At 72.0% G+C, this 26375-nt stretch carries 24 protein-coding genes; 19 read left to right on the plus strand and 5 right to left on the minus strand.

The genetic code is table 11. The annotated features are described in order from the left end of the window. Positions 1–87 precede the first annotated feature (87 nt). The 4 genes from LXT12_RS12315 to LXT12_RS12330 all read left to right on the plus strand — a co-directional run bounded on the left by LXT12_RS12315 (position 88) and on the right by LXT12_RS12330 (position 7272). Positions 88–1524 carry an MFS transporter gene (locus LXT12_RS12315; protein WP_233392434.1) on the plus strand — a complete coding sequence of 479 codons (1437 nt, stop codon included), beginning with the start codon at positions 88–90 and terminating at the stop codon, positions 1522–1524. Beyond that, positions 1521–3098 carry a family 43 glycosylhydrolase gene (locus LXT12_RS12320; RefSeq protein ID WP_233392436.1) on the plus strand — a complete coding sequence of 526 codons (1578 nt, stop codon included), beginning with the start codon at positions 1521–1523 and terminating at the stop codon, positions 3096–3098. Before LXT12_RS12315 ends, LXT12_RS12320 begins: the two co-directional genes overlap by 4 nt. Next, positions 3095–4672, plus strand: a complete 1578-nt coding sequence (locus LXT12_RS12325) for a GH39 family glycosyl hydrolase (protein WP_233392438.1) — start codon at positions 3095–3097, stop codon at positions 4670–4672. The genes LXT12_RS12320 and LXT12_RS12325 overlap by 4 nt, the downstream gene beginning before the upstream one ends. Before the next feature lie 86 nt (positions 4673–4758). Further along, entirely contained in the window at positions 4759–7272 is a 2514-nt protein-coding gene (locus LXT12_RS12330) for a response regulator (RefSeq protein ID WP_233392440.1), read from the plus strand. Here the strand turns inward: LXT12_RS12330 and LXT12_RS12335 are convergent. The 4 genes from LXT12_RS12335 to LXT12_RS12350 form a co-directional block, all read right to left on the minus strand. Then, complete coding sequence (locus LXT12_RS12335; protein ID WP_233392442.1) at positions 7269–7763, minus strand: DUF1579 domain-containing protein; 495 nt, start codon at positions 7761–7763, stop codon at positions 7269–7271. The two genes, LXT12_RS12330 and LXT12_RS12335, sit on opposite strands and share 4 nt — an antisense overlap. Before the next feature lie 7 nt (positions 7764–7770). Continuing rightward, positions 7771–8496, minus strand: coding sequence for an NIPSNAP family protein (locus LXT12_RS12340; RefSeq protein ID WP_233392444.1), 726 nt, complete (start codon positions 8494–8496; stop codon positions 7771–7773). Positions 8497–8578: 82 nt separating this feature from the next. Then, the gene (locus LXT12_RS12345) at positions 8579–8959 is read right to left on the minus strand and encodes a DnaJ family domain-containing protein (RefSeq protein ID WP_233392446.1); all 381 of its coding nucleotides are present in this window, start codon (positions 8957–8959) and stop codon (positions 8579–8581) included. After that, on the minus strand, positions 8956–9834 hold the full coding sequence (locus LXT12_RS12350; RefSeq protein WP_233392447.1) for a LysR family transcriptional regulator: 879 nt from the start codon (positions 9832–9834) through the stop codon (positions 8956–8958). The genes LXT12_RS12345 and LXT12_RS12350 overlap by 4 nt, the downstream gene beginning before the upstream one ends. A 101-nt stretch (positions 9835–9935) precedes the next feature. Between LXT12_RS12350 and LXT12_RS12355 the strand changes: the two genes are divergently transcribed. After that, positions 9936–10550, plus strand: a complete 615-nt coding sequence (locus tag LXT12_RS12355) for a hypothetical protein (RefSeq protein ID WP_233392449.1) — start codon at positions 9936–9938, stop codon at positions 10548–10550. Positions 10551–10565: 15 nt separating this feature from the next. Here LXT12_RS12355 and LXT12_RS12360 read toward each other — a convergent pair whose 3' ends face one another. Next, on the minus strand, positions 10566–12428 hold the full coding sequence (locus LXT12_RS12360) for a S8 family serine peptidase (protein ID WP_233392450.1): 1863 nt from the start codon (positions 12426–12428) through the stop codon (positions 10566–10568). 137 nt (positions 12429–12565) lie between these two features. Between LXT12_RS12360 and gspG the strand changes: the two genes are divergently transcribed. From gspG to LXT12_RS12430, 14 genes are all read left to right on the plus strand, one after another. Continuing rightward, the gene (gene gspG / locus LXT12_RS12365; RefSeq protein ID WP_233392452.1) at positions 12566–12991 is read left to right on the plus strand and encodes a type II secretion system major pseudopilin GspG; all 426 of its coding nucleotides are present in this window, start codon (positions 12566–12568) and stop codon (positions 12989–12991) included. Between the two features lie 5 nt (positions 12992–12996). Beyond that, positions 12997–14181, plus strand: a complete 1185-nt coding sequence (locus LXT12_RS12370; RefSeq protein ID WP_233392455.1) for a type II secretion system F family protein — start codon at positions 12997–12999, stop codon at positions 14179–14181. Further along, entirely contained in the window at positions 14178–15716 is a 1539-nt protein-coding gene (locus LXT12_RS12375) for a GspE/PulE family protein (protein ID WP_233392457.1), read from the plus strand. The genes LXT12_RS12370 and LXT12_RS12375 overlap by 4 nt, the downstream gene beginning before the upstream one ends. Next, positions 15697–16785, plus strand: coding sequence for a PilN domain-containing protein (locus LXT12_RS12380; protein WP_233392459.1), 1089 nt, complete (start codon positions 15697–15699; stop codon positions 16783–16785). The genes LXT12_RS12375 and LXT12_RS12380 overlap by 20 nt, the downstream gene beginning before the upstream one ends. Further along, entirely contained in the window at positions 16782–17306 is a 525-nt protein-coding gene (locus LXT12_RS12385) for a hypothetical protein (protein ID WP_233392461.1), read from the plus strand. Before LXT12_RS12380 ends, LXT12_RS12385 begins: the two co-directional genes overlap by 4 nt. Continuing rightward, entirely contained in the window at positions 17303–17824 is a 522-nt protein-coding gene (locus LXT12_RS12390) for a hypothetical protein (protein WP_233392463.1), read from the plus strand. Before LXT12_RS12385 ends, LXT12_RS12390 begins: the two co-directional genes overlap by 4 nt. After that, entirely contained in the window at positions 17821–19989 is a 2169-nt protein-coding gene (locus LXT12_RS12395) for a secretin N-terminal domain-containing protein (protein ID WP_233392465.1), read from the plus strand. Before LXT12_RS12390 ends, LXT12_RS12395 begins: the two co-directional genes overlap by 4 nt. Beyond that, a complete protein-coding gene (locus LXT12_RS12400; RefSeq protein WP_233392467.1) occupies positions 19967–20482 on the plus strand; it encodes a type II secretion system protein in 516 nt (171 codons plus the stop codon). Before LXT12_RS12395 ends, LXT12_RS12400 begins: the two co-directional genes overlap by 23 nt. Before the next feature lie 5 nt (positions 20483–20487). Continuing rightward, positions 20488–20868 carry a type II secretion system protein gene (locus LXT12_RS12405; RefSeq protein WP_233392470.1) on the plus strand — a complete coding sequence of 127 codons (381 nt, stop codon included), beginning with the start codon at positions 20488–20490 and terminating at the stop codon, positions 20866–20868. Continuing rightward, entirely contained in the window at positions 20855–21409 is a 555-nt protein-coding gene (locus LXT12_RS12410) for a type II secretion system protein (RefSeq protein ID WP_233392472.1), read from the plus strand. Before LXT12_RS12405 ends, LXT12_RS12410 begins: the two co-directional genes overlap by 14 nt. A gap of 119 nt (positions 21410–21528) precedes the next feature. After that, a complete protein-coding gene (locus LXT12_RS12415) occupies positions 21529–22344 on the plus strand; it encodes a helix-turn-helix transcriptional regulator (protein ID WP_233392473.1) in 816 nt (271 codons plus the stop codon). A 395-nt stretch (positions 22345–22739) separates the two neighbouring features. Beyond that, a complete protein-coding gene (locus tag LXT12_RS26920; protein WP_349255019.1) occupies positions 22740–24626 on the plus strand; it encodes a methyl-accepting chemotaxis protein in 1887 nt (628 codons plus the stop codon). A gap of 135 nt (positions 24627–24761) precedes the next feature. Next, positions 24762–25268 (plus strand): hypothetical protein, encoded by a 507-nt coding sequence (locus tag LXT12_RS12425; RefSeq protein ID WP_233392475.1) that lies wholly within the window; start codon positions 24762–24764, stop codon positions 25266–25268. A 344-nt stretch (positions 25269–25612) separates the two neighbouring features. Next, on the plus strand, positions 25613–26368 hold the full coding sequence (locus tag LXT12_RS12430; protein WP_233392477.1) for a PEP-CTERM sorting domain-containing protein: 756 nt from the start codon (positions 25613–25615) through the stop codon (positions 26366–26368). Positions 26369–26375 lie beyond the last annotated feature (7 nt).

Below are 26375 nucleotides of genomic sequence, written 5' to 3' on the forward strand. Positions count from 1 at the left end.
GGCATCGAGCCGCGAGCACGTCGCCAGCGCGGGCCGGCTCCGGAACGGCCGCGCGCTCGGCCCGCAAAAACCCAATCCACGTCTGCCATGAAACCGGAACATCTGCCGCTCACCCAAGCCGTTCGCCCCGCCGACCGCCTGCCCCTGCGGCAGAAGATCGGCTTCGGCCTGGGTTCCATCCTCGACATGTGGGGCCACTGGCTCTACCCGTCGCTGGCCTACCAGGTCTTCAACATCTTCCTCGGCGTGGCCCCCGGGCTGATCTCGACGGTGCAGATGATCAAGATCTTCATCGACGCCGGCTCCGATGCCGTCTTCGGCTGGATCTCCGACAACACACGCACCCGCTACGGCCGGCGCCGGCCCTTCATCCTCGTCGGCGGCGTACTCGCCGGCATCGGCCTGCCGCTGATGTTCGCCGTCGGCCGCGGTTGGACCGACTCGCAGTACTTCGTGTTCATGCTGATCAGCATGATCATCTACGTGCCGGTGATGAGCTGCTTCAACATGCCCTGGAACAGCCTGGGCGCGGAGATGACGCCCGACTACCACGAGCGCACGACGGTGATGGCCTTTCGCAACGCCATCCAGAAGGGGCCCGAGCTGGCGATGTTCTTCGCCGCGCAGTTCACGACGCTGGCCATCTTCAACGGCGCCAACGGCAAGCCCGACATCCTGCGCGGCGCCCAGACCTACTGCGCCATCCTCGGCGCCATCATGGTGGCCGCCTCCATCGCCATCTTCCTGCTGGTGCGCGAGCGCTACTACGAGAAGCTGGTGGCCCGCACGCAGACCCACATCCCCTTCGCCGACACGCTCTGGCGCACGCTGCGCTGCCGGCCGTTCCGGCGCATCCTGGGCGTGATGCTGGCCTACGGCACCGGCACGGCCATGGTCAGCACGCTGGGCTACTACGCCACGGTCTACTACGTCTGCCGCGGCGACGTGGTGCAGGGCGCCCAGTGGAACACCGCCATGGGCCTGGCGGGCATGGCCTTCGGGTTCGCCGGCATCCCCTTCTTCGCCTGGGTGGCGCGCCGCCGGGGCAAGCGGGTCGGCCTGGCCACGGCCCTGCTGCTGGCCATCTGCGCCTTCATCGGCGACTGGTGGCTCTACGACCCCGCGCGGCCCTACCTGCAGCTCTTCGCCTGCGGCTTCGTCGCCTTCACCGGCGCGGGCTTCTGGACGCTCTACAACGCCACGCTGGGCGACGTGGTCGACTACGACGAGCAGCAGACCGGCCAGCGCCGCGAGGGGTCGTTCTCGGCCTGCCAGTCGTGGATCTCCAAGCTCGGCATCGCGCTGGGCGTCGGCGCCTCGGGCTGGATCCTGCAGTTCACCGGCTTCGACGCCAAGCAGGCCGTGCAGGACCCGCACGCCATCTTCATGATCCGCATCCTGCTGTCGAGCATCCCGGTCATCGGCCTGGTGCTGGCGCTGATTTCGCTGCTGCGCTTCGAGCTGACCGAAGACCGCGTGCTGGACATCCGCCGCCGGCTCGAAGAGACGCGGGGGCACGTATGAGCGTTTCCCGCCGCCAGGCGCTGCAGGCGGCGCTGGCCAGTACTGCCGCCGCGCCGGCACTCGCCGCGCCGCGCTTCGGCACCGGCATCGAGGGCCAGCGCCGCGCCGACCTCGGCGACGGCAGCTACCGCAACCCCATCGTGCCCGGCGACCACGCCGACCCCACCGTCCTCAAGGACAGCGCCGACTACTGGATGACCTTCTCGTCCTTCCAGTCCTACCCCGGCGCCGTCATCTGGCACTCCACCGACCTCGTCAACTGGACGCCCGTCACCGCGGCCCTGCACGAGAACATCGGCACGGTCTGGGCGATGGACCTGGTCAAGCACCGGGGCCGCTACTACCTCTACATCCCGGTGCTGCGCGACGCCGGCATGGGCATCTTCGTCATCCACGCCGACGACATCCGCGGCCCCTGGAGCGCGCCCGTCGACCTGAACATCCCGGGCTGCATCGACCCCGGCCACGTCGTCGGCGAGGACGGCCGGCGCTACCTCTTCGTCAACGGCGGCCGGCGCGTGCGCCTGACCGACGACGGCCTGGCCACCGACGGCCCGCTGGAAGACAAGGCCTGGACGCCCTGGCAGTACCCGCAGGACTGGGTCGTCGAGATGTTCGCGCCCGAGGGCCCCAAGCTGTTCCGCCGCGGCGAGTGGTTCTACCTCGTCTCGGCCGTTGGCGGCACGGCCGGGCCGCCCACCAGCCACATGGTCACCGTCGCCCGCTCCCGCTCGGTGCACGGCCCCTGGGAGCACTGCCCGCACAACCCCATCGTGCGCACGACGAGCGCCGACGAGCCCTGGTGGTCGCGCGGCCACGCCAGCGTCGTCGAAGGGCCGGGGGGCGACTGGTGGATGGTCTACCACGGCTACGAGAACGGCTTTCGCACGCTGGGCCGCCAGGCCCTGCTCCAGCCCATCGAATGGACACCCGACGGCTGGTTCCGCGCCCGCGGCGGCACGCTGGACCGGCCGCTGGCCAAGCCGCGCGGCGGCAAGGCCGGCCCCGCCGGCGCCGCCCTCTCCGACGACTTCTCGCGCAGCCGCCTGGGCGTGCAGTGGAGCTTCCACGCGCCGGGGCCGGACGAAGCCTCGCGCCTGCGCTGGGAGGACGGCAGCCTCGTGATGCGCGGCAAGGGCCAGTCCCTGGCCGACTGCTCGCCGTTGACCTGCATCGCCGGTGACCGCAGCTACGTCGTCAGCGTCGAGCTCGAGATCCACGGCGAGGGCCAGGGCGGCATGGCCCTGTTCTACGACGAGCGCGGCCATGCGGGCGTGGGCTTCAGCCGCAGCCACATGCTCACCTACGGCCACGGCAGCGAGCACCGCTGGGCGCGCCAGGCCATGGAGGTGCAGCGCGTTCGGCTGCAGCTCACCAACCGCGAGAACGTGCTGACCTGGCGCTACTCCCTGGATGACGGCCGCACCTGGCGGCAGCACTACTGGCAGATGGAGGTCTCGGGCTTCCACCACAACGTCTTCGGCGGCTTCCTGAGCCTGCGTCCGGCGCTGTTCAGTGCCGGCGCCGGGGAGGTCCGCTTCCGTCAATTCACCTACCAAGGACTGAACGCATGAGTTCTCCCAACCGCCGCCAGCTGCTGGCCGCTGCCGCGGCCCTGCCGCTGACCTCCGCGTCGCTCGCCGCCGCGCCCCGGCGCCGCATCGTGCTCGACCTGGCCGAGGCCCGGCAGCCGCTGGACCGCTTCTTCGACCACTGCGTCGGCTCCGACTTCCCCGGCACGCTCTACCGCGACGACTCCCTCGCGCAGCTGAAGACGGCCGTGGACGAGCTGGGCTTTCGCTACCTGCGCTTCCACGCCATCTTCCACGACGTGCTGAAGACCGTGACGCGCGACGCCGCGGGCCAGCTCGTCTTCGACTTCTCCGGCATCGACAAGCTCTACGACGCCCTACTCGCCCGGCGCATCAAGCCCCTGGTGGAGCTCGGCTTCACGCCGCTGGCGCTCAAGACCTCGGACAGCAAGATCTTCTACTGGCAGGGCAACACCTCGCATCCCGAGCCCACCGGCTGGGTGGCCCTGATCGAAGCCTTCACCCGCCACCTGCTGCAGCGTTATGGCGCGGCCGAGGTGCACAGCTGGTACTTCGAGGTCTGGAACGAGCCCAACCTCGACGGCTTCTGGGAGAAGGCCGACCAGAAGGCCTACTTCGACCTCTACACCCGCACCGCCAAGGCCATCAAGGCCATCGACGCGCAGCTGCGGGTCGGCGGCCCGTCCACGGCCGGCGCGGCCTGGGTGCCCGAGTTCCTGGCCCACGCCAAGGCGACGGACACGCCGGTGGACTTCATCACCACCCATGCCTACGGCGTGGACCACGGCTACCTGGACGAGTTCGGCCAGGAGGACCGCATGCTGTCGCCCAACCCCGACGCCATCGTCGGCGACGTGCGCCGGGTGCGCCAGCAGATCGAGGCCTCCCACCTGCCGGGCCTGCCGCTGTTCTTCACCGAATGGAGCACCAGCTACAACCCGCGCGACCTCGTGCACGACAGCTACATGAGCGCGGCCTACGTGCTCACCAAGCTCAAGCAGAGCCAGGGCCTGGCCCAGTCCATGAGCTACTGGACCTACAGCGACCTGTTCGAGGAGCCGGGGCCGCCTGACGCCCCCTTCCACGGCGGCTTCGGCATGATGACGCGCGAGGGCATTCGCAAGCCCGTGTGGTTCGCCTACCGCTACCTCGCGGAGATGGCCGCGCTGCAGGGCCGCCAGGTGCCGACGACCGACGCCTTCACCTGGGCATCGACCGACGGCCAGCGGCTGCAGGCCCTCGTCTGGGACTGGCGCAACCCCGAGCAGAAGGTCAGCAACCGCAGCTTCTTCGGCAAGCCGCGGCCCTCGCACGACGTCGGCACGGCCACCGTCGAGCTGCGGCATCTGCCGCCCGGCCGCTACCGCGTCACGCAGCGCCGCACCGGCTACGAGGTCAACGACGCCCACACGGCCTACCTCAAGATGGGCTCGCCCAAGGAATTGGACGCCCAGCAGCTCGCCACCCTGCAGGGGCTCACGACCGACCGGCCCGAATCGGAGCGCGAGGTCCGCGTCGGCGCGAACGGCTCGGCCACACTGACCCTGAAGCTGCGCAGCCACGACGTCGTGCTGCTGAGCCTGGCCAGGCTGTAACGATTCCCGTCGCGCTCGCGGGAGCTGACGCACTTCGACTATCCTGTTAGCACCGCCCGTGCCGTCGGGCGCAGCAGGGAGCCGACTTGGACGCAAGCAGCCCGCCCGCGCAGGGCGTCGCCCCTTCCTCGCCGTTGCCGCCGCCGGGCGGCCCGGCCTTTCTGCTGACGCAGCCGGCGGGCCCGCGCGAACGCCGCCATGCGGTGGCCGTGGCGTTGGCCTCCATCGCCGTCTTCGCGGCCCTGGTGCCCTTCGCCAAGCTCAAGCTGCCGGCGGTGCCGGCCTTCATCCCGATCTACGAGTCGGCCCTGGTGCTGACCGACCTGATCACGGCCGTGCTGCTGTTCGGCCAGTACCGCATCCTGCGCTCGCAGGCCCTGCTCGCCCTGGGCTGCGGCTACCTGTTCACGGCGACCCTGGCCACCGCCCATGCGCTGAGCTTCCCGGGCCTCTTCAGCCCGACCGGCCTGCTCGGCGCCACCAGCCAGACCACCGTCTGGCTCTACATGTTCTGGCACGGCGGCTTTCCGCTCTTCGTGCTGGGCTACGCGGCGCTGAAGCGGCGCCCGCCGGCCGGGCCGCCGCCGGCGGCCTGGCTGCTGGCCACCCTGGTGGCCGCCACCGCTCTGGTGGCCCTGGCCACCCTCGGCCACGAGGCCCTGCCCGACCTGCTGGTGGGTGGCCGCTATTCGCTGAACTTCGGCGTCACGGTGGGCTGCGTCTGGCTGCTCAGCCTCGCGTCGCTGCTGACGCTATGGCGCCAGCAGCCGCGCACGGTGCTGGACCTCTGGCTGATGGTGGTCAGCCTCGCCTGGCTGTTCGACATCGCGCTGTCGGCCATGCTCAACGAGGCCCGCTTCGACCTGGGCTTCTACGCCGGCCGCATCTACGGCCTGCTGGCCTGCTCGGTGGTGCTGCTGGAGCTGCTGCTGGAAAACAGCAGCCTCTACAACCACCTCTTCCGCGCCTACGAGGCCGGCCACCGGCAGGGCGAGGCGCTGGCCGCCGCACGCGACCGCGCCGAGGCCGCCGATGCGGCCAAGAGCCTCTTCCTGGCCAGCATGAGCCACGAGATCCGCACGCCCATGAACGCCATCATCGGGCTGACCAACCTCGTGCTCGAGACGCGGCTGGACACCCGCCAGCGCGACTACCTGTCCAAGGTCCAGACCTCGTCCAAGGCCCTGCTCGCCCTGCTCAACGACATCCTCGACTACTCCAAGATCGAGGCCGGCAAGGTCACGCTGGAGGCCGAGGAGTTCAGCCCCGAGGAGCTGATCGAGAACGTCGGCCACCTGTTCTCCGCCCGACTCGAGGAGGCGGGGCTGGACCTGCTGTTCGAGCTGGACGAGCACCTGCCCGACCGCCTCGTCGGCGACGCCCTGCGCCTGACGCAGGTGCTGAACAACCTCGTCGGCAACGCCATCAAGTTCACGCCCAAGGGCGAGATCGTCGTGCGGGCCGAGTTCCTCGGCGAGCAGGACGGCCGCATGCGGCTGCTGATCAGCGTGCGCGACACCGGCATCGGCATGACGCCCGAACAGGCCGGCCGCCTGTTCGAGGTCTTCGGCCAGGCTGACGCCTCCATCGCGCGGCGCTACGGCGGCACCGGCCTGGGCCTGGCGATCTGCAAGCGCCTGGTGGAGCTGATGGACGGCAGCTTCGAGGTCAGCAGCCTGCCGGGCCAGGGCAGCACCTTCCGCTTCAGCTGCAGCTTCGGCAAGGCCCGCCCTGGCGCCGAGCGCATCGACCTGCACCGCATCCGCGGCATGCGCACCCTCGTCGTCGATGCCCAGCCCACCGAGCGCCTCATCCTGCAGCAGATCCTGCAGAGCTGGCGCTTCCAGGTGGGCGTGGCCTCCTTCGGCGACGAGGCCCTGTACCGGCTGCGCCAGGCCGACCCCATGCACCCCTGCGAGCTGCTGCTGCTCGACTGGAAGACGGCCGGGGCCGACTTCGTCGACGCGGCCCGGCGCATCGCCGCCGAGCGCGGCGCGCCGCCGCCGGCCGTCATCGCCCTGGGCAGCCTGCACGCCAGCGAGCGCGTGGCCGAGGCGCTGCAGGGCCGGCCCGCCACGCAGGTGCTGGTCAAGCCGGTGACGCCTTCGCGCCTGTTCGATGCCGTGATCCAGCTGCAGCTCGAGGAGGCCCGCGCGACGCCGCCGGCGAGCGGCGGCATGGCCGACATCGCCGAGGCCACGCAGCCGCTGCGCGGCGCCCGCGTGCTGCTGGTGGAGGACAACCCCGTCAACCAGCAGGTGGCCTGTGCCTTCCTGGCCATGGCCGGGCTGGAGGTCGGGGTGGCGGACAACGGCCTCGCGGCGATCGAGAGGCTCAGGCACGAGCGCTTCGACGCCGTGCTGATGGACATGCAGATGCCCGAGATGGACGGCCTGACCGCGACGCGGCTGATCCGCGCCATGCCCGAGCACGCTCACCTGCCCGTCATCGCGATGACGGCGGGCGCGATGGAGCGTGACGTCCAGGACTGCCTGGCCGCCGGCATGAACGCCCACGTCAGCAAGCCCATCGACGCCAGGCAGCTGGTGCGAACGCTGCTGGCCTGGATCGCCCCGGTGGCCCGTGAACGGAACGGTTAGCGGTCGCCGGCCAGGCGCTCGAAGTCCATCACCCAGTTGGTCTCCCAGGTGGCGCCGCCATCGGCCGAGAAGGCCTGCTGCCAGCGCGCGCTGACCGGGGTGACGTCGGTCCACAGGAAGCGCACGCGGATGGGCTGGCCGCGCAGCACGTCCTCGCACTGGAACTCGCCGACGCCGCCCTCGAAGCCGCCGATGACCGGCGGTTCGAGCGAATGCGGATGGCGGCCGTCCACCCACCAGATCGCCCACTGCCGCTTCACCGGGTCGAAGGTGCGCAGCGACACGGCGCGGTAGGGGCCCGAGGGCAGCTCCAGCGTGTTGTCGTCGACATTGCCCAGGCCGCCGAGCAGGGGCTGCATGTGGCAGCGGCCCTCGAAGTGCTCCCAGTCCTGGCAGCCGAGCAGGCGCTCCTTGAGGCGGCGATGGCTCACCTTCCAGTGGCCGATGAGGAAGTCGAAGTCTTGCGCGGTGGAGGAGGTCGTGCTGTCCATGGTGGCCTCAGGCGTGGAGGGTGGAGCGGGTGGTGGGCGACAGGCGCAGGGCCTGTGCAGGCGCGGCGAGCCAGGGCTGCAGCAGCGCATCGGCCGCGGCGGGCCAGGCGCAGTCGCCGTCGAACAGCGCGAGTGCGACGAGCACCGGCTCGCCCTCGCGCACCGGCAGGCGCGGGAAGTTGTTGGGGGCGTCTTCGGTGGCATACCAGGCCACCACCTGCGCGCCGGCCTCGCGCAGGCACTGGCTCACTGGGCCGCGGCACAGCGCGAGCAGCTCGGCGACAGGCGCGGCCGGCAGCGGCAGCACGCGAGCCTGCACCAGCCCGCGCGCAGGCCCGGCGGCGCCGTGCGCGGCCCGCTCGCCCGACGCCTCGGGCAGGCCAGCGCCCTCCCAGGCCGGGCGCAGCAGGCGCACGTCGTCGGAGTCCACCATGGTCGCGTTGGCCTCATCGCGGTGTGCGGCCCACACCGGCCCGCCATAGAAGGCCTGCAGCGCCGCGGCGCGGCCCGCCATGCCGGCGAAGCCGCGCAGCCAGACGAAGCGGTCGGTGTCGTCGAGGTCGCGGAACTGCCCCAGCACGCGCATGCCGGTGGCCTCCTGGCTCTCGACGAACTCGCGGTCGAAGAGCTCGATGAGCGCTTCACGCCGGCCGGGATGCAGGGTGTACTGGCGCAGCTCGACGACGCGGCAGTCGGCGGCCAGGGGTGGCGGGGGAGGTCGGGTCGGCGTCATGCGCGGCGGTCCATGGAGTTCAAGGTGGGCGCAGTCTGCGCCACCTAAGCTGACAACCCGTGTCGTGTTTTCCGCCGCTCGTTCAGAACCGGCCGCTGGCCCGCATGCCCTCCAGCCGCAGCGCGATGGCCTGCTCCAGCTCGGCGAGCTGCTGCTGCAGCCGGCGGCGCGCGGCGTCGTCGCCGGCCGCCTCCAGCTCGGCGCGCAGCCGCGCGCGCTTGTGGAACATCTCGACCTCCGCCGGCGGCAGGTTGGCGTTCTTCAGGATCTTGAACGGCAGGCGGAACTCCACCGGCGTCTGCGCCCAGCCCTCGGCCTCGGCGAGCGGCCGGCCATAGCTCTCGGCGCTCCGCAGCTCGCCGCTGCGCTGGGCCTCGGCGAGGTGCTCGGCGATGGTCTCATCCAGCGAGCGGATGGCGGCATCGCGCTGCTTGCGGCGCTCGGAATCGGTCGGTCGGGTCATGGCGTTGGCAGCGTGGAGGGCGCCGCACCAAGGCCGAACTCGGCCTTGAGCCACTGCGCGAAATGGGGCTCGCCGGCATCGATAGGCGTCAGCAGCCAGTAGCGGTCGGGGCCCTCGACGACGGTGTCGAAGGGAGCGACGAGTTCGCCGCGCTCGCAGAGGTCGGCAAACAGGCGCGGCGACAGCAGGGCCACGCCAAGCCCCTGCACCGCGGCGCGCGCTTCCAGCTCGTAGCTCGGGAAGCGGGTCGCGACGAAGTCCGGCCGCGCGTCCGGCCGCCCGGCGGCGGCCAGCCAGGCGGCCCAGCGCGGGTCCGGGATCAGCGGCAGCCGCAGCAACTCGTCCACCGTCCAGCGGCGCTGGCGGCCGGCCAGCTTCGGGCTGAGCATGGGCGTACCCTGCTCGGCCAGCAGCCGCGTCGCGCGATAGCCTGGCCAAGGCCCCGTGCCGCTGCGCACGGCCACGTCGAAGCTGCCCGGCGGTGACAGCCCCTGGCCCGCGTCGAGCGCGATCGTGTCGGCGCCCGGCAGGGCCTGGTAGGCGACCAGGCGCGGCACCAGCCAGCAGGCGGCGAAGGTGGGCGCGCAGGTCACCCGCAGCGGCGGGCGCGCACACCGGCAGTCGTCCACCGCGCGACGCATCAGCGCCAGCCCCTGCTCGATGCCGGCCGCCAGCGCCGCGGCGCGCTCCGACACGATGAGGCGGGGCCCGTGCCGCGTGAACAGCCGCACGCCCAGCTGGGCCTCCAGCGCCCGCATGCGCTGACTGACGGCGGTGGGCGTGATGGCCAACTCGTCGGCGGCGCGCGAGAAGTTGCCATGCCTCACGCAGGCCGCGAGCACACGCAGGGATTCCAGCGGCAGGGGCGGCGTCATGGCGATCCGAAGTTCGGCTTCAAGTGAAGCTCAGCATTCATCGTTTTGAGCAGCGCGGGGCTCTTCCTAGACTGGCTCGCACCCCAACCCAGGACGCCCGCATGACGCCATCATCCGCCCAAATCCGCCGCTGCCTCGCCGGCCTGGCCTTTCTCGCGGCGGCGGCCTCGCCCGCCGCCGATGCCGCCCAACCGCCGGGTTACACCCTCGAGCGCCGCGGCGACTCCCGCGACTTCGACTTCCTCGCCGGCGCCTGGACCACCGTGCAGCGCCGGCTGAAGGCACGCGGCGTGGGCAGCCACGACTGGGACGAATTCCCCGCCCACCTGTGCATGACGCCCTACCTCGACGGCATCGCCAACGTCGACGAACTCTTCATGCCGACGCTCAAGCGCCGCGGCCTGACGCTGCGCACCTTCGACACGGCCAAGCGCCAGTGGTCCATCCACTGGGTGGCCACGCCATCGGGCCGCTTCGACCCCGTGCCGGTCGTCGGCGGCTTCGAGGGCCGCCGTGGCGAGTTCTACGGCGAGGACAAGGACGGCGACAAGCCGGTCAAGGTGCGCTTCATCTGGGAAAGCCTGGACCGCGACCACGCCCGCTGGCAGCAGGCCTTCTCCTACGACGACGCCCACTGGGAGACCAACTGGACGGCCGACTTCACCCGGGCCGACCCCGCGACCCTGTGCGACCAGGGGCGGCCGAGGGGCGGCTGAGCCGGCCCGCGGCGCTCAGCCGCCGCGCCGCCGCAGCAGTGCCGCCGCGCCCAGCAGCGCAGCCAGCCAAGCCGGCGAGGCGCCGCCACCGCCACCTCCTCCAGCCGGAGCCGGCGCGGGAGCCGGGCTGGGCGGCGGCGGCGGTGCCGGCGTGGGCGAAGGCGCCGGAGCCGGTGGCGCCGGCACCGGAATGCCCGTGCTTCCTTGCACGAGGCCGCAGCGGGTCAGGCCGCTGCTCTGCAGGCCCAGCGAGCTGCGCGCCGGTGCGACGTAGCCCGCGGGGCTCAAGGCGTACTTCACCGCCTCGGCCGCATCGAGCAGGCCGGCGCCGCCGGTCGTCGCATTCAGCGTGCAGCGCTTGTGGTTCAGGCTCGTGCAATAGCCCAGGGCATAAGCCGTCACATGGGGCCTGGCGCTCGCCTTGAGGCCGGTCTCCACCTGGGCCAGGGTCAACGCGGGGTTGGCCGACCACATCAACGCCGCCGCGCCGGCCACCTGCGGCGCCGCGAAGCTGCTGCCGCTGACGGCGCCATAGCCTGCCGTGGCCGGCGAGGTCGTGCCGGTGTTGGTCGTCGAGACGATGCCGGCATCGGCAAGTTCGGTGTCGCAGTCGGCGCCATTGCCGGCATCGCCTCCAGGCGCGGCCAGCTGGACCTCCGAGCCGAAATTGGCGTAGATGGCCTTGAAGCCCTCGCGATTGGCCGCCGTCACGCCGAAGACGCCGGCGCAGTTGGCCGGTCGCCCGACCGCCCCGCCCTGGTTGCCGGCGGCGGCCACCACCAGCACCCCCAGGTTGCGCAGTTCGGCCAGCGCGTCCGCGTACATCCGCGCAGCTGCGGCGACGTCGGGGTCGGCGTCGGCGGGGTTGCAGGACACCGGCTTCACGCTCGCAAAGCCGATGACGAGGATGCGGGCCGGGTTGGGGTTGGCGGGCACGCCGGCCACGGGAAGGCCGGCCGCCCAGCGCATGCCGTCGACCATGTCGGCCACCGAGGCGCCGCACTTGCCCGAGACCCTGACCGGCAGGATGCGGGCATTCCAGTTGATGCCGGCCACGCCGCCGGCGTTGTTCGTCACGGCGCCGAGCTGGCCCGCGATCAAGGTGCCGTGCCAGCTGCTCACGGGGTTGACGATGCAGCCGTCCCACAGCGCCGCATTGGCATTGAACTCCGCCTGGCTCAGGGCATCGCCAGGGTCGTTGGCGCCCGCGCTGCGGCCGGTGCCGCCGTTGTTGGCGAACTCCGGACGGCTGACGAAGTTGTAGCCCGACAGCAGGTGGGCGTTCAGGTCGGCGTGCGAGGTGACGCCCGAATCCAGCACGGCGATGACGGGCGACGGCGACCCCTGGGTGGTGTCCCAGGCCTTGGTGAATCCGGCCGCGGCCGGATTGGTCGCATCGTTCTGGTCGTCCAGCCACCACTGGCTGTCGGTGGCCGCGGCGGCGCGGAACAGCGGGTCGTTGGGCACGGCGGCGCGCTGCTCGCGCAGGTCGCCCATGGCATGGGCCAGGCGCCGGTCGCCGCGCAGGCGTGCCAGCCAGCCCGCGCGGCTCGCCGCGTCCGCCGCCACGCGGGCCTGCAGACGCCACCAGCCCGAACCCAGCGGTCGCTCGGCCTGCAGCGGAAGCCCGGCGTCGGCGAGCACCTGGCTCAGCTCGGCCCGCTGGCGCCGATCGTCGCCCTGCGCCTGAGCCAGCTTGACGATCAATGCCGATGGCGAGGCCGAGACGGCCGCCTGCGCCGGCTGCAGCCGCGAGGCCAGCCCCACGGCCGAAACGGCCACGGTGGCGACGGTGGCCATGGCCACGGCGCGGTTGAGTCCCAGGCTGCGCGGGGCGGGGAGGGGCGGCGGGGTGAGCGCGGGAGGTCGGGTCTTCATCGCGCCGGCACGTTAGGTGGCCGCGGTGAAGGGGCCATGACATGAGCCGGACGGCCCATGCCGATGGTCATCGTCCCGTCTTTCACGTCGCGGTCACCGCGCCTTCCTAACCTTCGCCGCCCTGACCCGTCCGGACCATGACCGCCCACACCACCCTTCATCGCCGCCGCGGCTTCACGCTGCTGGAGCTGCTCGTCGTCATGGTCATCATCGGCCTGCTCGCCGGCTACGTCGGGCCCAAGTTCTTCGCCCAGATCGGCAAGAGCGAGGTCAAGGCCGCACGCGCCCAGATCGATGGCCTGCAGAAGGCGCTCGACCAGTACCGCCTGGACGTCGGCCACTATCCGAGCACCGAGCAGGGGCTCGGCGCCCTGGTGACGCGCCCGTCGGACGAGCCCCGCTGGGCTGGCCCCTATCTCGCCAAGGCCTTGCCCAGGGACCCCTGGGGCCACGACTACCAGTACCGCGCCCCCGGCGAGCACGGCGAGTACGACCTGCTGAGCCTCGGACGCGATGGCCGTCCCGGCGGCGAAGGCGAGGACGCGGACCTGACCAGTTGGTGACTCCGATGCCCGAATTCCGCGTCCGTTACCTCGACGCCGCGCGCCAGCCCGCCGAAGCGTGCGTGCAGGCGGCGGACGTCGGCGGCATCGCCAAGGCCCTGGGGCTGCCGGCCGCATCGCTGCTGGCGATCGAGCCGGTCGCGGCACCCGCGCGCAGGGCCGCCACGGGCCGCTTCCCGCGCCGGCAGTTCGCCCAGCAGCTGGCCGTGCTGCTGCGCGCCGGCATCCCGCTGCTGGAGTCGCTGCAAACCCTGCAGTCCCAGGACAATCCGCCCGCGGTGGCCGCCGCGCTGGGGGGCATCGTCGAACGCATCCGTCTGGGCGAAGCCTTCTCGGCGGCCCTGGCCACCCAACCGCAGGCCTTCGACGCCCTCTTCGTCGCCGTCGTCGAAGCCAGCGAGCGCAGCGGCCAGCTCGAACAGGCCCTCTTCGAACAGGCGGCCTACCTCGCCTGGCTGGAGCAGCTGCGCGGCAAGCTCGTCGCCGCGGCGGTCTACCCGGCGCTGTTGGTGACGGCCGGCTCGGCGGTGGTGATCTTCCTGCTCGTCTTCGTGGTGCCGCGCTTCGCGGGCCTGCTCGACGGCGTGGGCGGGGAGCTGCCGCTGGCCTCGCGGGCCCTGGTCGCGGTGGGCGCCTTCAGCGGCGCCCATCCCGGCCTGCTGCTGGCGCTGGCCGCCGCACTGGCGGCAGCGCCGGTGCTGGCCTGGCGGCACGGCCTGCGCGAGGCCCTGCAGTCGCGGCTGTGGCGGCTGCCCCTCCTGGGTCCCCGGCTGCACCTGCTGGCCCTGGCCCAGCTCTACCGCTGCCTGGCGATGCTGCTGCTGGCGGGCGTGCCCGTCGTGCCCGCCCTCACCAACGCGCGCGGCGTGGCCGCCGCCCACCTGCGCCAGGGCCTGGAGCGCGCCATCGCCGCCGTGACCCTGGGCGAACGGCTCTCCGTGGCCTTGCAGCGCGAAGGCCTGGCCACGCCGGTGTCGCTGCGCATGCTGCGCGTGGGCGAACACAGCGGCGAGCTGGGCGCCATGCTGGCTCAAGCGGCGGGCTTCTACGACGAGGAGCTGTCGCGCCTGTCGGAGCTGGTGACGCGCCTGGTCAATCCAGTCTTGATGCTGGTGATGGGCCTGGTCATCGGCACGGTGGTGGTGCTGATGTACCTGCCGATCTTCCAGCTCGTGGACCAGGTGCAATGAGCGCCGTCGTGCAAGCCGATGCCGACGTGCTGGCGCGCCTGCCGGCCTCGGACGCGCCCTGGTCGCTGACCTTCGCGCCCTGGCCCCATGCCGAGGCCCAGCGCTGGCGCGCGGTGATGGCCCAATCCAGCCAGGGCCGCCTGGCGCTGCTGGCCGACCGGCCGCTGGAGCCGCTGCTGAGGCTGCGCATCGAGTCCCAGCTCAGGAAGCCCATCCTCTGGTGGCCCTGCGAGCCGGCCGAGGTGCAGGCCCTGCTGGAAGCCGGCCAGGCCGGCTTTCGCGCGCTGGGCGAGGTGGACGGTGCCTTTGGCGGCGACGCTGCGCGCGAGGCCGCGCAGGAGCTCTCTGCGCTGCACCTGGCCGAGCAGGCCAGCCCCGTCGTGCGCCTGCTCGACGCCACCCTGCACGACGCGCTGCAGGACGGTGCCAGCGATCTGCACTTCGAGTGCCAGCCGCGCGGCATGCGCATACGCAGCCGCGTCGACGGCGTGATGCTCGACGTCAAGCAGATCGAGGGCGTGCAGGCGGCCGAGCAGCTGGTGTCGCGGCTCAAGGTCATGGCCGAACTCGACATCGGCGAGCGCCGCCTGCCGCAGGACGGCCGCTTCAAGCTGCGCCTGCAAGGCCGCGAGGTGGACTTCCGCCTGTCCATCATGCCCAGCGTCTTCGGCGAGGACGCCGTCGTGCGCGTACTCGACCGCGCGCAGGTCCAGGCCGAGGGCGCGCTCACGCTGGACGCACTCGGCTTCGAACCCGAGGCACGCGCCCAGATCCGCACCCTGGCCCGCCAGCCCCACGGCATGCTGCTGGTCACCGGACCGACGGGTTCGGGCAAGACGACGACCCTCTACGCCGCCATCAGCGAGGTCAACACCGGCCGCGACAAGATCATCACCATCGAGGACCCGGTCGAGTACCAGCTCCAGGGTGTGGTCCAGATCCCGGTCAACGAGAAGAAGGGCCTGAGCTTCGCGCGCGGCCTGCGCTCGGTGCTGCGCCACGACCCCGACCGCGTCATGGTCGGCGAGATCCGCGATGCCGAGACGGCGCAGATCGCCGTGCAGGCCGCGCTGACCGGCCACCTCGTCTTCAGCACCGTGCATGCAAACAATGCGTTCGACGTGGTCGGGCGCTTCATGCACATGGGGCTGGACCTCTACAACGTCGTCTCGGCCCTGAACGGCGTGCTCGCCCAGCGGCTGATGCGCATCAACTGCCGTCACTGCGCCGCACCGCTGGCCGTCACCGCCGAGCAGCGGCAGGCCCTCGGCCTGCCGGAAACGGCCGCGCTGCAGCAAGGCCGCGGCTGCAGCCACTGCCGCGGCACCGGCTACAAGGGCCGGCGGGCGGTCAGCGAGCTGCTGTGGCTGGACGACGAACTGCGCGACCTCATCGCCGGCCGCGCGCCCCTGGGCCGCATCAAGGAGGCGGCCCGCTCACGCGGCATGCGTTCGCTGCGCGAAGCGGCGGTGGCGCTGGTGCTGGCCGGCGAGTCCACGCCCGAGGAACTCGAACGTGTCACGCTCGCCGGTTGAGCGGCTGCTGTTGGGCGCCACCGGCCTGCTCGACGCGCGCGGCCGGACCTGGGCCGACTTCGGCGCCTGGTGCGCCGCCCATGCCGGCGCGCGCGTGGAGCTGTTCGCCGGACCCGGGCGCATGCACAGCCTGCTCCTGCCCGCCGACCTGCCCCTGGCCGACGAGGACGCGCAGCTCGGCTATGCGCGGCTGCAGTTCGCCCACTACCTCGGGCCCGCCGCCCAGGCCTGGCCCTTGGCCTCGTGGCCGGGCGGGGTCTGCGCCCTCGCCGAGGGAGACCCCGCGACGCTGCAGGCCACCGCCCGGACCCATCGCGTGCGCCTGCTCTCGCTGCGCCCGAGCTGGACGCTGGCGCCGAGTGACGACGGCCAGGCGGCCGTGCTCGACGACGGCATGCTGACCCGCCTCGTCCGCCGCGATGGCTGCCTCGTGACGCTGGAGCAGCGTCCCCTCGACGAGGCGCTGCTGGCCGAACTCGACGGCGCCAGCGTCTTCCACGCCGCCGCCCTGCTCTCGGGCCCCGGCGGACCGCCGTGGCCCGATTTCATCGCCAGGCCTCGGGCCGTGCGCACGCGCGCCCTGGTCTGGGCCTGGGCGGCCTCGGCCGCCGCCGCCTGCGCGCTGGTGGCCGTCCAGGCCCGTGAACTGCGGCAGGAGGCCGCCCGCCTGTCCGAGCAGTCCGCCGTGATCGACCGCCTGCAGCGCGCCGGCCGCCCGGCCGCGGCCACAGCCACCCTCGCCGCCCAGGCCTCGGCCGCCGCGGCAGGCGTTCGCGCGGCTGCCGCCGCCCGCCAGCTCGACACCGACTGGGCGGCCCTGTGGACGGACGTCGAGCGCGCCCTGCCTGCCGGGCTGCAGCTCGCGGCCCTCGACCTCGACCGGCGGGCCCTGCGGCTGGAGGGGCGGGCCGGTGACCCCGACGCGGTGACCCGCCTCGTCGACCGCCTGAGCCTGCAGGCCGCCCCTGGCGACGTGGTCGTGCTGACCCGGCTGCAGAAGGCCGACACGCCGGTCGACGGCGACGGCCTGCGTTTCGAAGTGATGCGGCGCCCCGGAGGTGCCCGATGAAGCTCTGGCTGAAGCGCTGGCGGCGGCTCGGCTGGCCAGCGGCGCTGGCGGCTCTGCTGACCCTGGCGGCGGCGCTGGGCGCAACCTGGCTGTCCCACGGGCAGGCCGGCCTGCAGGCGCAGCGCCACGACCTCGCGCGCCAGCGCGCTGCCCTCGCCGCCCGCCGGCTGCCTGCCGATGCCAAGGCCCGCGATGCCGAAAGCCTGCGCGCCGCCCTGCCGCCGGACAGCCAGCGCGCCGCGCGCACGGCCGCGCTGCTGGGCCTGGCCACCGAGCTCGGCCTGCCCTGGCCGCGCAGCGAGTTCCGCTACGAAGCCGACCGCGAGCTGGGCGTGGCGCAATACCGCGTCGCCATGCAGGTCGACGGCCGCTACGGCGCCGTGCGCGACTTCGTCGCCGAGGCCCTCAGGCGCGACCCCGCCCTCGCCCTGGACGGCGTGCACCTGCGCCGCGACGCGGCGCGCCCCGGCGAGGTCAGGGCCGAGCTGGCCTGGGTGCTGCTCATGCAGGGGGCGCGGTGAGCCGGCTGCCGCCGCGCCGCCTGGTGCTCTTCGGCGCCCTCGGCCTGAGCCTGGCGGCGACGGCCTGGTTCGCCGTCGAGGACGACGATGGCGCCACCGCCCCCGAGGCCTCGCAGCGCCCGGCCCGGACCGCATCCACCGGCACCCTGGCGACCGCGACGCCCCGCAGCCGCGGCGACTGGCCCGCGCCTGCCCCCCAGGCCCGCGCCGCCTGGGGGGAGGTTGCGCCTGTGGCCGCAGGGCCCGCCCTCCCGCCCGCCGCGCCGGCCGAGGCCGCCGACGAGCCCCCCGCACCACCCGCCCCGCCGCCCTTTCCTTACCAGTTCGTCGGGCGCATGAGCGACGGCACGACGCGCGCCATCCTGACCAACGCCCTGCGCACCGCCGTCGTCGGCGTGGGCGAGGTCGTGGAGGGCCAGTGGCGGGTCGACGCCGTCGACGCCGGCGGCCTGCGCCTGACCTACCTGCCCCTGGGACAGGCCCAGTTCGTCCCTTTCGCCAGCAGCCCTTCCGCATGACCCGCATCGCCGCCTTCGCCCTTGCCGCCCTGCCCGCCCTGCTGCTGGCTGCCTGCGCCGCCAACCCTGCCCTGCGCGAGGCCGACGCCCTGGCCCGCCGCGGCGAGCACGAAAGCGCCTGGCGGCTGCTGAGCGAGGCCAGCCGCGCGGCGCCGCAGGACGCCGAGCTGCGCGTGGCGGCCCAGCGCCAGCGCGACCTCGGCCTGCTGGCCCTAGCCACGCAGGCCGAGAACGCCCGCGCCGGCGGCCAGCTCGACGTCGCCGACGAGCTGCTGCAGCGCATGCAGGCCCTCGACCCCCAGGCGCCGCGCACCCGCGCGCTGCAGTCCGCACTGCGCCGCGCCCGCAGCCACGAGGCCCGGCTGGCCTCGGCCTCGCAGCAGCTCCAGGCCGGCCAGCTCGACGCCGCACGCGAAGCGATCACCGCCGTGCTCGCCGAAGACCCCGGGCAGCCCCAGGCCCTGGCGCTGCAGCGCAAGCTGCGCCAGCGCTATGCGCCGCCACCCCTGCCGTCCACGCTGGCGGCGGCCTACCAGAAGCCCGTCAGCCTGGAGTTCCGCGACGCACCGCTGCGCACCGTCTTCGAGGCCCTTGGCCGCGGGGCCGGCATCAACTTCGTCTTCGACAAGGACGTGAAGGCGGACGCCCGCGTCAGCCTCTACCTCAAGGACGTGAGCGTCGACGAAGCCATGCGCGTGGTGCTCGGCACCCAGCAGCTGGAGCGCAAGCTGCTCAACGAGAACTCGGTGCTCATCTACCCCAACACGGCGCAGAAGCTGCGCGAGCACCAGGAGCTGGTGACGCGCAGCTTCTACCTCAACAACGCCGACGTGAAGCAGGCCCAGGCCCTGGTGCGCATGATGGCCAAGACGCGCGACCTCTTCATCGACGAGCGGCTCAACCTGCTCGTCGCGCGCGACACGCCCGAGGTCATCGCCATGATCGAGCAGCTCGTGGCCGGCCTGGACCTGCCCGAGCCCGAGGTCATGCTCGACGTGGAGGTGCTCGAGCTCGGCACCGACCGCACCGACGAGGCCGGCCTCAACTGGGCGACCGATGCCAGCTTCGGCAGCCTCGACGGCGCGGCCATGGTGCCCTGGAGCGCCCGCGGCAGCTTCCGCACCCTGGTGGCCAACCCCGTCGTCGCCGCACGGCTCAAGGGCGCCTCGGGTTCGAGCAACCTGCTCGCGAGCCCCAAGCTGCGCGCCCGCAACAAGGAAAAGGCGAAGATCCAGATCGGCGACCGCGTGCCGGTCTTCACCAGCACCTCGACGGCCAACGTCGGCGTGTCCACGGCCGTGACCTACATCGACGTGGGCCTCAAGCTGGAGGTCGAGCCCACCGTGCAGCTCGACAACGAGGTCATCATGAAGGTCAATCTCGAGGTGAGCAGCCTGGGCCCGAAGGAGAGCTCCGGCGGCCCTCAGCCGACCAGCGCCTACCGCATCGGCTCGCGCACGGCCTCGACCTCGCTGCGCCTGCGCGACGGCGAGACCCAGGTCCTCGCCGGCCTCATCAACGACGAGGACCGCAAGAACGTCAGCGGCCTGCCCTATGCCTCCGAGGCGCCGCTGCTGGGCCGCCTCTTCGGCGTGCACACCGACAGCCGCAAAAAGACCGAGATCGTGCTGCTCATCACGCCCCATGTGCTGCGCAACATCGGCCTGCCGGAGGCGAGCCAGACCATCCTGCCCTCCGGCTTCGACGCCAACCCCGGCGCACAGGGCCTGCGCCTGCGCTCGCCGGGCAGCGTCGCGGCGCCGCTGGCGGGCTCGCCACCGCACGCCGGCTCAGGCCCGGCTGCCGTGGCGCGCAGCCCGGGCGAAGCCGTCGTCGAGATGCAGACCAGCGCGAACGCGGCCGTCGGTGAGACGCTGAGCGTCGGCCTCACCAACACCGGCGCCGCCAGCGTCAAGGGCACGCTGACCTACGACGTGTCGCTGTTCACCCGCGCCGACGCCGGCGGGGCCGAGGCCAGCAGCGGCAGCGTCGACGTGGAGCTGCCGCCGCAGGGCCAGAAGGTCTTGCTGCTGCGCGCCCGCCCGGGCGCGGCGGGGCAGTCCGGCATGGTGGAGTTCGTCAACGCCAGGGCCGCCAATGCCAAGGGCGAGGCCCTGCCGGTGCGCGTGGAGGGCGAAGGCCATGTCGAAATCCGCGCCAACTGACGCCCGGCCGCACCGCGCTCCGGGCCGGGCGCGCGGCTTCACCCTCGTCGAGGTGCTGGCGGTGGTCACCATCGTCGGCATCCTGGCCGCCGCCGCCCAGCCGCTGGCCGTCTGGGTGCACAAGCGCCAGCGCGAAAGCGAACTCCGCCAGGCGCTGCGCAGCCTGCGCGGCGGGCTGGACGCCTACTGGCAGGCCGCCCACGAGGGCCGCATCGCGCTGAAGGCCGGCGACAGCGGTTACCCGCCCGACCTCGACAGCCTCGTGCAGGGCGTGCCCGACGCCCGCGACCCGCAGCGCCGCCGGCGCCTGTACTTCCTGCGCCGCCTGCCCCGCGATCCCATGGCGGACGCCGCCCTGCCCGCAGCGGCGACCTGGGGCCTGCGCAGCTACGACAGCCCGCCGGAAGCCCCCGCCCCGGGCCGCGACGTCTTCGACGTGTACTCGCGCGCCGAGGGCACCGCCCTGGACGGCACGAGATACCGCGATTGGTGACGGCCATGCGGGCTTCGCGCGGATTCACCCTCATCGAGCTCATCGTCGTGATGGCCATCGTGGCCCTGCTCGCCGGCATCGCCGCGCCGCGCTACTTCGCCGCCGTCGACCGCGCCAAGGCCAACAGCATGCGCTCCTCGCTGGCCGTCATGCGCGACGCACTGGACAAGTACGCCGCTGACAAGGGCCGTTATCCCGACTCGCTGGATCAGCTCGTGCAGGACCGTTACCTGCGCGCCGTGCCGGAAGACCCGCTGACCGGTTCTGCCGCGAGCTGGGTCCTGCTGCCGCCACCGCCCGCGGCCGATCTGCCCGGCCAGGTCGGCGACGTGCGCAGCGGCGCGGCCGGCCGTGCGCCCGACGGAAGCCTCTATGCCGACTGGTGAAGCGGCGCGCCTGTCGCGGCCCGGCGGCCAGCGCGGCTTCACCTATCTGTGGCTGCTCTTCGCCCTCGCCCTGGGCGGCGTGGCGCTGGCGGCCCTGGGCGAGCAGGAGCTGACCCGCCAGCGCCGCGACCGCGAGGCCGAGCTGCGCTTCCGCGGCGAGGCCATTGCCACGGCCCTGGGGCGTTATGCCGAGGCCACGCCCGCCGGGCACCTGCCCTTGCCGCAACGCCTGGAGGACCTGCTGGCCGACCGGCGCTTCCCGCGCGAGCGCCGCCACCTGCGCCAGCTCTATCCCGACCCCTTCACCGGCCAGGCGGATTGGGAGGTCGTGACGGGCCAGGCGCAGGTCGTGGGGCGGGCGGCCGGCGAGGGCGGCGCTTCCCCGAGCCCGACCACGCCGGCCGTGGGTACCGGGATCGTCGGCGTGCGCAGCCGCTCGGCCCGGCCGCTGCTGGCCAGCGCCGGCCACGCCACGGCGCACGACTGGGTCTTCATGGCGGCGCCGGCCGCCCCCGCCGCGCCGGCCGCGACGCAGCCATGAGCCGAACGGCTCATGCCTTCGGCAAGCCTTCAAAGCCCAGTCACGCGCCGTTCCTAAAGTTTCCGCTTCGTGAGCGCGTTACGAAGATTTGTAACGCCTTCCTCCTTCCCGGGCCCTCCATGACACTCAACGAAGCCGAGCCCGCCAACCCATCCCTGCACGACCCGGTCGAAGCCATCGTCCGCGCGGCCGAATCCGCGCTGACGGTGCGGCGGCGTTACCAGTTCTTCGTCTGGACCCAGAGCTACCTCAGCCGGCTGGTGCCCCACCAGCTGGCCGTCTGTGGCTGCTACGACCGTGCGGCGCGCGAGCTGCTGTTCGACGTCTTCAACAGCGTCAGCCTCGAGCCGGTGCTGATGGACGCCCTGGCCGACGGCCGCAGCCTCCTCATGCGCCACCTGCAGGCCTGCTGGCTCGACGCCCGCGGCAGGCCCGCCGCCGTGCAGGCCGCCGAGCTGCCCTTCGCGTCGCTCGGCAACGTCCGCGACGCGCTGCTGGCGGCGCGCTTCGCCACCTTGCTGGTGCACGGCGTCTCGCGGCCCCAGCGCCCGCAGGAGATCGAGAGCTTCTTCGTTTTCGCCGTACAGGACTGCGCGCCGCCGGACTCGCACATGAGCCGGCTGGAGCTGCTCATCCCCCATGTCCATGGCGCCTGGCAACGGGTCCAGGCGGTGGAGCGCGACTTCGGCGGCATCGCGCCGGCGCAGGTGCCCGCCGCCAAGGCCGGTGGCGTGACGCAGCGCGAGCGCGAGATCCTCCGCTGGCTGCGCGAGGGCAAGAGCAACCAGCAGATCGCCGAGCAGTTGGGCATCAGCGCGCTGACGGTGAAGAACCACGTGCAGAAGATCCTGCGCAAGCTCGGCGCTGCCAACCGCACGCAGGCCGTGGCGCAGGCCATGTCGCTGCAGTTGCTCGAACGCGGTCCCCGCTCCTGAAACAAGCGCCGGCCGTCTGGAGAAAACGCCCGCAGCAATCCACGATCACTGCGGGCGAAATCCACCGAGGCGGTGGAGGAGACAACGGGTCGCCGCGTGCATATTGCAGTGCAGCAATTTCGTCAGCTTGAGGGACGAACATGTCGTATTCATGTCAGCGCCACTCACTCGGTGGCGATGCGCACAACGGTCCAGGGGCCCTAGTGACTTCTCATGACGTCTGGATGAATTTCGCGGGATTCCACTGATCCCATTCCAGCGAAAACCCTGTCACCAAATTGAGGGACATCCATGGTCAGAATGCGCCGCGATTCGGGGCATTGCAGTCACGACGCAGCAGTAGGAGCGGGTCGCGCCCGGCCATCATGGAAAGACTTGTTCAAGCCTTCGACGGCGTGACCCTGCGCCAGCGGCTGGTGCTCGTTGCGGCGCTGTGCGCCTTGTTGTGCGCGGTGCCCACCTGGCGCTTGGGCCAGCAGGCCAGCGTGCGGCTAAAGGCCGTCTCGGTCGAGCGCGCCGCGCTGCCGGCCAACAAGGCTTGGCAGAAGCTGCTTTCGGCCTTGAGCGCGCATCGGCTGGCGGCCACCGTCGTTCGTGCAGCATCTGACGGAGAAACCGCGCGCCAGCGAGCTGCCGACGGCACCGACCGTGCGTTCGCGGACGTCGAAGCAGCGCTGGCCAATGCGTCGCAAGAACGGCGCGACCGACTGCAGACCATCCGCGCCGACTTCAAGGCGCTCAGCAGCACGGCGGCGCAGGGGGCCCTGCAGTTTCCGATGCTGCTGAAACGGCACCGCGCCCTGGCGGATCGCGTCATCGACGAGATCGAACAGCTGAACGCCGAGGCGGGGCTGCTCGTCGATGCCGATGCCGGCACGCACTACGCGATCCTGGCGGGTTTGCAGGTCGCGCCGCAGATCGGCGACGCGCTGTCGGAACTGGGCTCGATCGCCGCAGCAGCCTCGGTCGACGACGTAGCCAATGTGGCGGCCGCCGCCGGGCGCTACAACGCCAGCAGCCATCGCCTGATCCAGATCCTCGAGCTGGCGGCGCGACTGGAGCCCGACCGCAAGGCAGATCAACTCGCCACGCGTGACGCCGCGGTGAAGCAGCAGGCGATGGTCAACGACACGCTGAACGCGTCCGCCGCCGACGTGAACTACCCGTTGGACAAGATGAGCGCCACCTTCGTCGAGGCAGCCAACCTGCAGGCGCAGTTGGGAAGCCAGGTGCTCGGCGCCGTAGACGAGCGGCTGGACGCGCGCGAGCGCGGGCTGCAGCGCGATGCCCTGGTGCTGCTCGGCACCGTGACGGCCGGACTCGGCGTCGTGGGCCTGCTGCTGTGGCGCACCATCGTCGGCATCCTGCGGCCCGTCATGCAGGCGATCGAAGCCACCGAGCGCATCGCGTCCGGCGACTTGAGCACCCAGGTCGACACCGACCGGCGCGATGAGATGGGGCGCGTGCTGCACGCCATCGAGGCCATGCAGCAACGCTTGCGCCGGCTGGTGCGCAAACTGCAGGAGGCCTCGGGCGAAATCCACGTGGCCGCCGACGAGATCGCATCCGGCAACCAGGACCTGAGCCGGCGCAGCGAGCAATCGGCAGCGCAGATGGAAATGGCGGCCAGCAATGTCGAGGCCTTGAGCGAAACCGTGGCGGCCACGGCCAAGGCGGCGGACGAAGCCAGCCGCCTGGCGCAGGCCGCATCGCGCTCGGCAGACGCCGGCGGCCAGGTGGTGGGGCAATTCCTGTCCACGATGACGAGCATCAGCGACGGGTCGCGCCGCATCGCCGAGATCATCGGCGTCATCGATGGCATCGCGTTCCAGACGAACATCCTGGCGCTGAACGCGGCCGTCGAGGCCGCCCGCGCCGGTGAGCAGGGGCGCGGCTTCGCCGTCGTGGCGTCAGAGGTGCGCGCGCTGGCGCAACGCAGCGCCACCGCGGCGCGCGAAATCAAGGTGCTGATCGAGGCGTCGGCCACGCAGGTCGAGAACGGCTCGAGGCAGATCGGCGAAGCCAATGCCGCGATGACCCGCGTCACCCAGGGCATCGACCAGGTCAGCATGATGATCCGCGGCATCGCCACCGATGCATCCCAGGAGTCGGCACGCATGCACGACCTCAGCGGGACCATCATGAAGATCGACCAGATGACCCAGCAGAACGCGGCGCTCGTCGAGCAGTCGGCGGCGGCGGCGCATTCCATGAACGATCAAGCCGAACAGATGTCCACGCTGGCCTCGGGTTTTCGCCTGACGAGTCGGTCGTCGCCCTGAAGGAACTCGCGCAGCCGCAACGACGGCTGGCAGGCCGATATGCGGAGCACGTCACGCTCTTGCACGGCTTCAACGCATTGTCATCAGCGCCTCAACCGCGCTGGACACCATGCGCGCGCATCCCCGGAGCCCGCCATGTCGTCAAGCTCGCATCCCGTCAAGACCCGCGCCGCCCGCGTGCTGCTGGCGGGCTCCCGTTCCACGCTCAGCGCGCAGATGCGTATGCTCCTGATCAACGTCAACGGGCAGCGTGGCGCCGCGGAACTGCAGGACATCGCACGCGCGCTGAACCTGGGCCCGCAGGCGCTTGAGGAACTCCAGCGCGAGGGCTACGTCACCGGCCTGCCGGAAGCGGCCTCCGCGCCGCTCGTTGCGGAGCCTCCTGCAGCGGCACCGAAGGCCGCCACGGCATCGGCAGGCGACGAGCTGCGGCGCCTGATGAAGGCCAAGATGTTCGCGTTCGACCTGGCGTGCCGCATGCTGGCGGGCCGTGATGCCGACCTGCGCGCCGGCGCGCGCGAGGTCAACAGCGAGTCTCGTTTCCTGGATTGGCTGTCGGATGCTTCGGCCCGCATCGAAGCCGCGTCCGGCGCCGAGAGGGCGCAGTTGTTCCGCGAGCGCGTCGCGCAGGCCGCGGCCTGACCCGCCGACGGTCTTGCCCGTTGCCCGTCACCCGCGCCATTGCACATGGCTGCGGCCCCTGCCGTCGAAACCGGCCAGAGACCCGTGCCGAACGGCTCACGGGTTTGCGCGTAGTCCTTTCGGACTGCTAATCCCACGTTGCCCAGGTGCGGATGTCACCGCATGCCAGAAGAATGCCCGCTGAACGATCTTTCGATCACCGCTCTTTGATCGGGTCACCCGACCCAGGCGCCCAAGGCCACCGCCGATTGCACGACGCGATCCAGGGGAGGCAGCCAGGCGTGACGGACCGCCGCCCATCCCGGGCTGACGTCCCATCACTACTGACCAACGGAGAACCTTCCATGAAGTTCCATTCCATCGCCCTGGCCGCCCTGGCCGCCGTCGCCGCTCCCGCTTTCGCCACCGTCCAGACGGGCGGCACGATCGGTCAGGCCGAATACGTGTTCATCGCCACCAACGCGGCCGGCTCCTACTTTCAGGATCTCGGCACCTCGACCGACGCCGTCGCCGCCCTGATGAATTCCACGGGCAGCTTCAGTCAATCCGTTGCCGGCACCGAGTGGAACAAGTTCCTGGCCTTCGGCGGCACGGGCACGACCTGGGCCATCATCGCCGCCCAGCCGCTGGACGTGGGCTTCAACCCCGGCGAAATCAACGCCTGGACGACCCGCAACGTCAACCAGCCCCTGGGCACGATCCAGAACAGCCAGTCCAATGACGGCACGAACAACCTGGCCACCTGGTTCCTGCAGGCCGACAACGCCGCCAACCCGAAGGTTGCCAACAACCGCCAAGCCGCGGCCTTCGGCACGCCGACCTACTTCGACAACGGCGTGACCTCGTTCAACGGCTTCTTCAACGCGCGCAACGCGGTCGGCACCGCGGCCCAGATGGTCTATCTGACGCCGTCCAGCGACACGAGCGACGCCCCCTCGCAATACAACGTGCTGGCCAACAGCGCCGGCAACGCCTATACCGCCAACTTCGACGGCACCCACGTGACGATCACGGCCGCCGTTCCCGAGCCCAGCAGCTACGCCATGCTGGCTGCCGGCCTGGCCGCCATCGGCTTCATGGTCCGCCGCCGCAAGGCCTGAGGCCTGC

It is taken from the genome of Pelomonas caseinilytica (assembly GCF_021353235.1).
Taxonomy (GTDB): Bacteria; Pseudomonadota; Gammaproteobacteria; order Burkholderiales; family Burkholderiaceae_C; genus Pelomonas; species Pelomonas caseinilytica.